Origin of the sequence: Mesorhizobium sp. M0293 (assembly GCF_040321735.1) — a bacterium.
GTDB lineage: Bacteria > Pseudomonadota > Alphaproteobacteria > Rhizobiales > Rhizobiaceae > Mesorhizobium.
Genome location: NZ_JAMYSA010000080.1, coordinates 19,620 through 30,356, shown reverse-complemented (window position 1 = coordinate 30,356; position 10,737 = coordinate 19,620). Strand labels below are relative to the sequence as shown.

6 protein-coding genes are annotated in these 10,737 nt (G+C 64.0%); 5 read left to right on the top strand and 1 reads right to left on the bottom strand.

What is annotated here, in order from left to right; all coding sequences use genetic code 11:
* Positions 1 to 135: 135 nt before the first annotated feature.
* From NKJ06_RS25055 to NKJ06_RS25045, 3 genes are all read left to right on the top strand, one after another.
* Positions 136 to 1,332 (top strand): serine hydrolase domain-containing protein, encoded by a 1,197-nt coding sequence (locus tag NKJ06_RS25055; RefSeq protein ID WP_352634905.1) that lies wholly within the window; start codon positions 136 to 138, stop codon positions 1,330 to 1,332.
* Between the two features lie 34 nt (positions 1,333 to 1,366).
* A complete protein-coding gene (locus NKJ06_RS25050) occupies positions 1,367 to 2,548 on the top strand; it encodes a serine hydrolase domain-containing protein (RefSeq protein WP_352634903.1) in 1,182 nt (393 codons plus the stop codon).
* Positions 2,549 to 2,675: 127 nt separating this feature from the next.
* On the top strand, positions 2,676 to 5,000 hold the full coding sequence (locus tag NKJ06_RS25045) for a Tex family protein (protein WP_352634902.1): 2,325 nt from the start codon (positions 2,676 to 2,678) through the stop codon (positions 4,998 to 5,000).
* Here NKJ06_RS25045 and NKJ06_RS25040 read toward each other — a convergent pair whose 3' ends face one another.
* Positions 5,001 to 5,912, bottom strand: a complete 912-nt coding sequence (locus NKJ06_RS25040; protein WP_352810964.1) for a LysR family transcriptional regulator — start codon at positions 5,910 to 5,912, stop codon at positions 5,001 to 5,003.
* 156 nt (positions 5,913 to 6,068) lie between these two features.
* Between NKJ06_RS25040 and NKJ06_RS25035 the strand changes: the two genes are divergently transcribed.
* Both NKJ06_RS25035 and NKJ06_RS25030 read left to right on the top strand, forming a co-directional pair.
* Positions 6,069 to 7,265, top strand: a complete 1,197-nt coding sequence (locus tag NKJ06_RS25035) for an acyl-CoA dehydrogenase (protein ID WP_352634898.1) — start codon at positions 6,069 to 6,071, stop codon at positions 7,263 to 7,265.
* A 112-nt stretch (positions 7,266 to 7,377) separates the two neighbouring features.
* On the top strand, positions 7,378 to 10,737 hold the full coding sequence (locus tag NKJ06_RS25030; protein ID WP_352810963.1) for a transglutaminase family protein: 3,360 nt from the start codon (positions 7,378 to 7,380) through the stop codon (positions 10,735 to 10,737).

Sequence of the window (10,737 nt, the reverse complement as noted above, 5' to 3'; positions counted from 1 at the left end):
TTTTTTTTTTTTTTCGGTTTAACCATGTTCTTTTACAAATTGTTTGGTAGCTATGTTATGATTTATGTGTTTTTTGGGGGCACCGGGGGGGGATGGCGGCCGGGTCCGTTTTTACGTTCAAGGGGCTCGGCTTTCATGGAATCCTACCGCAACTCCGATCCGCGGCCGCCGATCATGCAGGGCTCGCCGCCCGCCATGGTGCCGCCGAAGCTCGACTGGGACCGGCCACCGTGGAACCGTTGGGCGTTCCAGCACATCCGCGAAATTCTCCCGACCGCCGAAGTCTGGCGCGGCAATGGCCATCGCCACCGGTTCGAACGCGCCGAGGTCGATCTCGATGGGCTGGCGGTCGAAGACAGCGAGGGCAAGCCGACAACGCCCGCCGGGCTGCTCGACGAGACCTATACGGACGGCTTCCTGGTGCTGAAGGACGGCAAGGTTGCCTATGAGCGCTATTTCAACGGCATGGGCGAGCGCACGCTGCATCTGTCGCAGTCGATGGCGAAGTCCGTCACCGGTTCGGTGTTCGGCATACTGGTCGGGCGCGGCCTGATCGATCCTGCCAAGCCGGTCACTGATTATTTGCCGGAACTCAGCGTCACCGGCTGGGCCGGCGCCAGCGTCCAGCATGTGCTGGACATGACCAGCGGCGTCCGCTTCTCCGAGGAGTATACCGACCGCTATTCCGATATTGGCCAGGTCGACGTCGCCACCGGCTGGAAGCCGGTGCCGCCGGACAGCGATCCGGCCTTTCGCTGGCCCTCGCATATGTTCGAACTGATCCTGGGCTTGAAGGAAACGATCCGCCCGCATGGTGCTGTCTTCGAATACCGCTCGATCGAGACCGACGTGCTTGCCTTCATCATGGAACGGGTGACGAGCAAACGGCTGCCGCAGCTGGTTTCGGAAGAGCTATGGCAAAAGCTAGGCGCTGATGAAAGCGCCTGCTTCACGGTTGACAGCGCCGGCTATGCGGTGGCCGACGGAGGCTTCAATGCAACGCTGCGCGACTACGGCCGCTTTGGCCAGCTGATCCTCGACAATGGTGGCGGCGTCGTGCCGGCAGAATGGGTCGAGGCGACACGCAACGGCGCGCATGGGCCGGATTTCAGCCCCAGCCTGCCGGAGGGCAGCTATCGCAACCAGTTCTGGATCGAGGACCCGCGCTCGCGCGCGCTGATGTGCCGGGGCGTGTTCGGGCAGATGATCCATGTCGACTGGAACACAGGAATGGTCGTGGTGAAGCTTTCGACCTATCCGGATTTCAGCAATGTCGCCTATTCCACAGCGACGCTGAAGGCTGTGCATGCCATCGCCACGGCACTTCGCTGAGCCCCACAAGAAGAAACGACCCGGAGGAATGGCCATGACCGGCAAGACCGCGTTCGAGACCCGCTACGGCTTCCGTCGCAACGAGGTGCTGCTCGCCAACTGGCGCGAGAGCCCGTTCAACCGGTGGTCGTTCCAGAATCTCGGCGAACTGGTGCCAACCGCCCGCGTGGCGGCGGTGCCGGCTGGTGTCGAGACGACGGTCCGGGACATGGGCGGCCTGCTCGACGAGAAGGTCACGATCGCCAGCGTACCGGAGACGGTGGCTGAGTTTCTCGGGCGTTCGAGCACCGATGCGCTGACGGTGATGAAGGGCGGCAAGATCGTCGGCGACCGGTTCGCGCCGCACATGGATTTCGGCGCCCGCCACATCATCTTTTCGATCAGCAAGTCGCTGACAGCGATCGTCGCCGGCATACTGGAAGGCGAGGGTGCGTTCGACCCGGAAGCGCCGGTGACGGCCTACATCCCTGAAGCCGCCGGCTCTGCCTATGGCGATGCGAGCGTGCGGCATGTGCTCGACATGAGCGTCAGCCTCGATTTCGAGGAAGCCTATCTCGATCCGGAGAGTGCTTTCGCCCGCTATCGCCGCGCCACGCTGTGGAATCCTGGCGGCGGCACGGAGAGCCTGCGGGAATTCATCTTGACTCTGCAGCGCCTGGCCGAGCCGCATGGCCAGACCTTCCGCTACCGCTCGCCCAATTCCGACCTGCTCGGCTTGTTGCTCGAACGCGCATCCGGTCAGCGCTTCGCCGACCTGATGCGCGAGAAATTGTGGCTGCCGCTTGGCGCTATCAGCGAAGCCTCGATCGGCGTCGATATGGAAGGCACAGCGCGCACCGCCGGTGGCATTTCGGTGACGCCGCGTGATCTGGCACGTGTCGGCGAGATGATGCGGCAAGGCGGCACGGCCAATGGCCGCCGCATCGTGCCGGAAGCCTGGGTGCGCGATACGGTTGCCACCGGCGGCAGTGCGGAAGCCTGGCAGCGAGGCACGATGGCGCTTTTGTTTCCGAACGGCCGATATCGCAACAAATGGTACCAGACTGGACACGAGAACGGCGCCTATTGCGGCGTCGGCATCCACGGCCAGTGGCTCTATGTCGACCCAAAGGCCGAAGTGGTGATCGCCAAGATGTCGTCGCAGCCGGAGCCGGTGGACGATCCGCTCGATGTCGAGATCGTCGCGTTCTTCGAGGCGCTGAGCCGCATGGTCTGAGCGCGCCTGGGTCGCCACATTAGCGCGCGCTTTCCTGTGGACCCTCCGAGCTGATCAAAGCGCGGCGGTTGGCGGACCGAGCGTCTGCGCCTATGGTCGCCGCTCTTTCGACGAGAGCAGGAACGACATGGCATCCGACATCAAGCGCATTGCAGCCATCATCGCGGCCGAGATCACTGCCCGGCCTGAACAGGCAGCGGCGGCGATCGGATTGCTGGATGAGGGCGCGACGGTGCCATTCGTGGCGCGCTACCGCAAGGAAGTCACCGGCGGACTGGATGACACGCAGTTGCGCGACCTTGCCGAACGGCTTGCCTATCTGCGCGAGCTCGATGCGCGCCGCGACACCATCCTTGGCTCCATCCGCGAGCAGGGGAAGCTGACCGCGGAACTCGAGGGCAAGATCGTCGCCGCCACGACCAAGGCGGAACTGGAAGACATCTATCTGCCTTACAAGCCCAAGCGACGGACCAAGGCCGAGATCGCAAGGGAGCGCGGGCTGGGGCCGCTGGCCGAAGCCATTCTTGCCGACCGTTCGCTCGTCCCGGCCGAACTGGCGCTGGCCTATGTCAGCGAAGAGGTGGCCGACGCCAAAGCCGCCCTCGATGGCGCGCGCGACATCCTGTCGGAACAGTTCGCCGAGAATGCCGATCTGGTCGGCAAACTGCGCACCCACATGAAGGAACGCGCCTTCATGCGGGCCAGGGTGGTCGACGGCAAACAAGAGGCCGGCGCGAAATTCTCCGATTATTTCGACCATGTCGAGCGCTGGGCAAACGTGCCGAGCCATCGCGCGCTGGCCATGCTGCGCGGCCGCAACGAGGAGGTGCTGTCGCTCGACATCGAGGTCGATGCCGACGACACCTCGCCGGTGAAGCCGGTCGAGCGGATGATCGCCAATGCCTATGCCATCGGCGGCAGCCTGCCGGGCGACCGCTGGCTGATGGAGGTGGCGGGCTGGACCTGGCGCATAAAACTGTCGCTGCACCTGACGCTCGATTTGATGCGCGATCTGCGCGAACGAGCGGAAGAGGAAGCGATCCACGTCTTTGCCCGCAATCTGAAGGATTTGCTGCTCGCGGCCCCGGCCGGTTCTCGTGCCACGATGGGGCTCGACCCCGGCATCCGCACCGGCGTCAAGGTGGCGGTGGTCGACGGAACCGGCAAGGTACTGACCACGACGACGGTCTATCCATTTCCGCCGAGGAACGATGTGCGTGGCACGCAGGCGGAACTCGCCAAGCTCATCCGCCTGCACAAGGTCGAGCTGATCTCGATCGGCAACGGCACCGGCAGCCGCGAGACGGAAAAGCTGGTGGCGGACATGCTGTCCGACATGCCGGCGGACGGTGGCCCGAAGCCGCTGAAGGTGATCGTCAGCGAGGCGGGTGCCTCGGTCTATTCGGCATCGGCGACGGCGGCAGCGGAATTCCCCGGCCTCGACGTGTCGCTGCGCGGCGCCGTGTCGATCGCGCGACGGCTGCAGGATCCGCTGGCCGAACTGGTCAAGATCGAGCCAAAATCGATCGGCGTCGGCCAGTATCAGCACGATGTCGACCAGTACCGGCTCGGCCGTTCGCTGGAGGCGGTGGTGGAGGATGCCGTCAACGCCGTCGGCGTCGATCTCAACACCGCCTCGGCGCCACTGCTGGCGCGCGTTTCAGGCCTCGGTGCGTCACTCGCGGACGCCATCGTCGCGCATCGCGATGCGACCGGCCCTTTCGCCAGCCGGAAGGATCTGCTGAAGGTCTCCCGCCTTGGACCTCGAGCGTTCGAGCAAAGCGCCGGCTTCCTGCGCATTGCCAATGGCAGCGAGCCGCTCGATGCCTCGTCGGTGCATCCCGAAGCCTATGGCGTGGCGAAGAAGATCGTCGCCGCCTGCGGGCGCGATGTCCGTTCGCTGATGGGCGACAGTGCAACACTGAAGGCGCTCGACCCGCGCGTCTTCGTCGATGAGCGTTTCGGCTTGCCAACGGTGCGCGATATCCTGGCGGAGCTGGAAAAGCCCGGCCGCGATCCGCGCCCCGGTTTCAAGACGGCGACCTTTGCCGACGGCATCGACGACATCAAGGATCTGAAGCCCGGCATGCTGCTGGAAGGAACGGTCACCAATGTCGCTGCCTTCGGCGCCTTCGTCGACATCGGTGTCCATCAGGACGGGCTGGTGCATGTCTCGCAGCTGGCCGACCGGTTCATCAAGGACGCGCATGAGGTGGTCAAGGCCGGCGATGTGGTCAAAGTGCGCGTCGTCGATGTCGACATCAAGCGCAAGCGCATCGCGCTTTCCATGCGCAAGGATGGTGGCGAAGGTGGTGCACCGCGCGGCGGACCGCGCGACGATGGCGGCGGCAGGCCGGCGCCGCGTTCGCCGGCACCTCAACGCCAGCCGGAAAGGCCGGCGCAGCAGGGCGCGTTCGGTGCGGCGTTGGCTGATGCGCTGAAGCGCAAGTAGCTACCAAGCCAGGATAGCCGGCTCCTTCTCAACCTGGCGCAGCAGCCAGTCGCGAAAATTGGCGACCGGCGGATGGCCGCGCTTGTGGTGCGGCACGACGAGATAGTAGGCGCTGCGGCTTTGCATCGGCTTGCCGGGCGCGGGCACGAGCTGGCCGCGCTGCAATTCGCCTGCGATGAGGATCAGCGGCAACAGTGCGACGCCGAGCCCCGCCATGCAGGCCTGGGCAGCGGTGCCGAACTGTTCGAATTGCATACCGGGTCCGGTCGGCGCGCTCAGCCCCTGATGCTCGAACCATTCGGTCCAGGCCCCGGGCCGCGTCGCCATATGCAGCAGCGGCAGGCGGCCGATATCGGCCGGTGAGGCCATGGCGCGCCCAGCGAGGAATTCGGGCGACGCCACCGGCGCCACCGTTTCGCGCATCAGAAGCGTCGAGTCCGCCTCCGGCCAGTCCGGCAGCCCGTAGTGGATGGCCGCATCCAGTCGTTCGCGGGCGAAGTCGAAACGGCCGACGCGGGTGACGAAGTTGATGGTGATATCGGGATTGTTTTCGACGAAATCGGGGATCATCGGCATCAACCAGCGCGTGCCGAAAGTCGGCAGTATGGCAAGGTTCAGGATGCCACTATGCCGATTGCTCATCAATCCAAGGGCTGCGTCACGCAACTGACCAAGGGCTGAACGCACCGCCTCGGCGTAGATTTCCCCCGCCGTCGACAGCCTGACATTGCGGCTGTCGCGTTCGAACAGCCGGCGGCCGAACTGATCTTCCAGCAATCTGATCTGCCGGCTGACCGCGCCCTGGGTCAGATCAAGCTCCTGGGCAGCAGCGGTGAAGCTGCCGAGCCGGGCCACAGCCTCGAAGGCGGCAAGGGCGCTGATGTTGGGCAAAAGGCGGCGTTGGACATTCATGATCCATTACTAACGCTCATTGATCGGTGAAGCAATTTCGTTTGATTTTTTCTAGGTGTGGGCCGATAAGCCGGGCCAAGATTTTGCTTCATGCATGTAGTCATCCCAAAACCGCTGGATACTTTTGGGCGACATGCATTGGTTTGGGAGAATGCCATGGCTGCCGACAAGAATGCATTCGTCTGGGAAGACCCCTTCCTGATCGAGGACCAACTTTCGGAAGACGAGCGTATGGTGCGCGATGGTGCTGCGGCCTTTGCTGCCGACAGACTGGCGCCTCGAATCGAGGACGCCTATCTCAACGAGACCTTCGACACCGCTATCTTCCGCGAAATGGGCGAGGCCGGCCTGCTCGGCATCAACATTCCAGAGGAATTCGGCGGGCTCGGCGCCAACTATGTGACCTACGGGCTGGTCGCGCGGGAAGTCGAACGTGTCGACTCCGGCTATCGCTCGATGATGTCAGTGCAGTCGTCGCTGGTGATGTACCCGATCTATGCCTATGGCTCGGACGAACAGCGCAAGAAGTATCTGCCCAAGCTCGCCAGCGGCGAGTGGATCGGCTGTTTCGGGCTGACCGAGCCGGATGCCGGCTCAGACCCCGGCGGCATGAAGACGCGCGCCGAGAAGACCGCGAACGGCTACAAGCTCTCGGGCTCGAAGATGTGGATTTCCAACGCGCCGGTCGCCGATGTGTTCGTCGTCTGGGCGAAGTTGAAGGGCGAGAACGGCAAGGATGAGATCCGCGGCTTCGTGCTGGAAAAGGGCATGAAGGGGCTTTCGGCGCCGACGATCGGCGGCAAGCTGTCGCTGCGGGCATCGATCACCGGCGAAGTGGTGATGGAAGGTGTCGAAGTCGGCGAGGATGCGCTGCTACCGAACGCCAAGGGCCTTGGCGGTCCGTTCGGCTGCCTCAACCGCGCCCGCTTCGGCATTTCCTGGGGCTCGATGGGGGCTGCGGAAGATTGCTGGCATCGCGCCCGCCAGTATGGCCTCGACCGCAAGCAGTTCGGCAAGCCGCTGGCCGGCACGCAGCTTTACCAGAAGAAGCTCGCCGACATGCAGACCGAGATCGCGCTTGGGCTGCAAGCCTCCTTGCGTGTCGGGCGGTTGCTCGATGAAGGCAAGATGGCGCCTGAGATGGTCTCGATCGTCAAGCGCAACAATTGCGGCAAGGCGCTCGACATCGCCCGCCAGGCCCGCGACATGCATGGCGGCAACGGCATCCAGATCGGTTATCACGTCATGCGCCACGCGCAAAACCTGGAGACGGTCAACACCTATGAGGGCACGCATGACGTGCATGCGCTGATCCTGGGACGGGCGCAGACGGGGATACAGGCGTTCTTCTGAGCGTTCGGTAGCTGCTTAAATTAGGTGCACCGCAACATCTCTGCTTGGAGAATGGCCGCCTGATGTGTCAGGGTTCAGCGAAATCGTTTGAAACGCTGAATTCCGGGGCCCCATGGCAATTCTGGCAGCCGTCTACCACCTGACCCACTACAAATACGACCGGCCGGTGGTTCTCGGTCCCCAGATCATCAGGCTGCAGCCGGCGCCGCATTCCCGCACCAAGGTGCTCAGCCATTCGCTCAAAGTCGAGCCGGCGAACCACTTCGTCAATCTGCAGCAGGACCCATACGGCAACTTTCTTGCCCGCTTCGTCTTCCCCGAGCCGGTGACGGAGCTGAAGATCGAGGTCGACCTTGTCGCTGACATGACGGTCTACAATCCGTTCGACTTCTTCGTTGAACCATCGGCCGAGGCCTTCCCGTTCGAATACCCGGAAGAGATACGCGACGATCTCGCCATCTACCGGACGCCGGAGCCTGCCGGCCCGTTCCTTTCGGCCTTGCTCGGGACAATCGACCGCAGCGCGCCGAATACCGTCAATTTCCTCGTCGATCTCAATGCCCGGCTGCAGCGCGAAATTGCCTATATCGTCCGTATGGAGACCGGTGTGTTCTCGCCGGAGGAGACGCTTGCCGCGAAAAAGGGTTCGTGCCGGGATTCGAGCTGGCTGCTGGTGCAGATCCTGCGCAATCTCGGCATCGCCGCGCGCTTCGTTTCCGGCTACCTGATCCAGTTGAAGCCGGATCTGGTCGCGCTGGACGGTCCAGCCGGGACCGCCGTCGACTTCACCGACCTGCACGCTTGGTGCGAGGTTTATCTTCCCGGCGCCGGCTGGATTGGCTTCGATCCGACCTCCGGCCTGCTCACTGGCGAGAGCCATGTGCCGCTCGCCGCCACACCGCATTTCCGCAACGCGGCACCCATTTCCGGCATGGCGAGCTTCGCCAATGTCGAATTCGGCTTCGAGATGCGAGTCGACCGCATCGCCGAGCATCCGCGCATCACCAAACCGTTCTCGGATGAAAGCTGGCAGGCGCTCGATGCGCTCGGCAATAAGGTCGATGCCGCATTGTCGGCCGGGGACGTGCGGCTGACGATGGGCGGCGAGCCGACCTTCGTGTCGATCGACGATTTCGAGTCGGCCGAATGGAACACCGCCGCCGTCGGCCCGACCAAGCGCGAAAAGGCCGATGAACTGATCCGAAAACTGCGCGAGCGTTTCGCGCCGGGTGGTTTCCTCCACTATGGCCAGGGCAAATGGTATCCGGGCGAAAGCCTGCCGCGCTGGACCTTCTCGCTTTACTGGCGTGCCGATGGGCAGCCGGTGTGGAGCGACCCGTCGCTGATCGCACGCGAAAAGAGCGAGGCCGATATCGGCCCGAAACAGGCCGAAAGCCTGCTCACCGCGATTGCCGGCGAACTCGGCATCGATGAGAGCATGGTCAGCGAAGCCTATGAAGATCCGGCCGAGTGGCTGCTCAAGGAAGGCAAGCTGCCGGAGAATGTCGATCCATCCAACTCCAAGCTGGAGGATCCGGAAGAACGCAGCCGCATGGCGAAAGTGTTCGAACGCGGACTGACCAAGCCGTCGGGTTACGTGTTGCCCGTGCAGCGCTGGAACAGCCAGGCATCGGGGCCGCGCTGGCGCTCGGAAAAATGGAAGACGCGGCGCGGCCGGCTGTTCCTGGTGCCCGGCGATTCACCCGTCGGCTACCGTTTGCCGCTCGGCACGTTGCCCTACGTGCCGCCGGCGCAGTTCCCCTACATCGTGCCGGTCGATCCGTCGCTGCCGCGCGGACCGCTGCCCGCGCGTGAAGCCATATTGCCGGGGACGGCGCCGGCCGAACTGGAAGGCGCCGACGAGATGGCGCGCCGCCAGCAGGCGGCGTCCTTCACGGCAGCGACCGGCCAGCAGGATCGCGTCGAACAGAAGATCACCGAGAGCGGCGGCGCGGGGCGCACCGCGCTTTCGGTCGAACCGCGCGACGGCCGGCTTTGCGTGTTCATGCCGCCAGTCGAGGCGCTGGAGGATTATCTCGAACTGGTCGCGGCGGCCGAAAACGCGGCAAAGGCGATCGGCCTTCCCGTGCATATCGAGGGCTATGGCCCGCCGCACGATTCGCGCCTCAACGTCATCCGCGTGGCGCCCGATCCCGGTGTCATCGAGGTCAACATCCATCCGGCTTCGAACTGGCAGGATTGCGTGGCGACGACGACGGCGATCTACGAGGAAGCGCGGCAGACGCGGCTTGGCGCCGACAAGTTCATGATCGACGGCCGTCATACCGGCACCGGCGGCGGCAACCATGTCGTCGTCGGCGGCGCCACGCCGAACGACAGCCCGTTCCTGCGCCGGCCAGACCTGTTGAAGAGCCTTGTGCTGCAATGGCAGCGGCGTCCGTCGCTGTCCTATCTTTTCTCGGGCCTGTTCATCGGCCCGACCAGCCAGGCGCCGCGCTTCGACGAGGCGCGTCACGACTCGCTCTACGAACTCGAAATCGCGATGGCGCAGGTGCCGCATCCAGATCAGGGCGCAGCACCCTTGCCGTGGCTGGTCGACCGGCTGTTCCGCAATTTGTTGACAGACGTCACCGGAAATACGCACCGCTCGGAAATCTGCATCGACAAGCTGTTCTCGCCGGACGGGCCGACCGGCCGGCTGGGTCTTGTCGAGTTCCGCGGTTTCGAGATGCCGCCCAATGCGCGTATGAGCCTGGCGCAGCAACTGCTTGTCAGGGCGATCATTGCCCGCGCGTGGAAGAGCCCGCTCGACGGCCGCTTCGTGCGCTGGGGTACCTCGCTGCATGACCGCTTCATGCTGCCGCACTATGTCTGGGCCGATTTTCTCGACGTGCTTGACGATCTCAAGCTCAACGGTTTCGAGTTCCGGCCCGAATGGTTCGACGCCCAGCTCGAGTTCCGCTTCCCGTTCTGCGGCGAAGTTCAGCACGCCGGCGTCAAGCTGGAACTGCGCCAGGCGCTGGAGCCGTGGCATGTCATGGGCGAGCAAGGAGCGATCGGTGGTACCGTGCGCTTCGTCGATTCATCGGTCGAGAGGCTGCAGGTCAAGACCGAAGGTCTCAATCCGGAACGTCATGCGATCGTCTGCAACGGTCGCATCGTGCCGATGAAGGTCACCGACAACCGCGAAGTGGCTGTGGCAGGCGTCCGCTTCAAGGCCTGGCAACCGGCCTCCGGTCTGCATCCGGCACTGCCGGTCAACACGCCGCTGGTGTTCGATATCTATGACCGCTGGTCGGGCCGGGCGGTCGGCGGCTGCGTCTACCATGTCGCGCATCCGGGCGGGCGCAACTACGATACGTTCCCGGTCAACAGCAATGAGGCGGAGGCCCGGCGTCTCGCCCGCTTCGAACCGCGCGGCCATACGCCGTCCACTTATGTGCTGCGTGAGGAACAACCCGCCGAAGATTTCCCGATGACCCTTGACCTTCGGCGGCCGGCAAGACTCTGA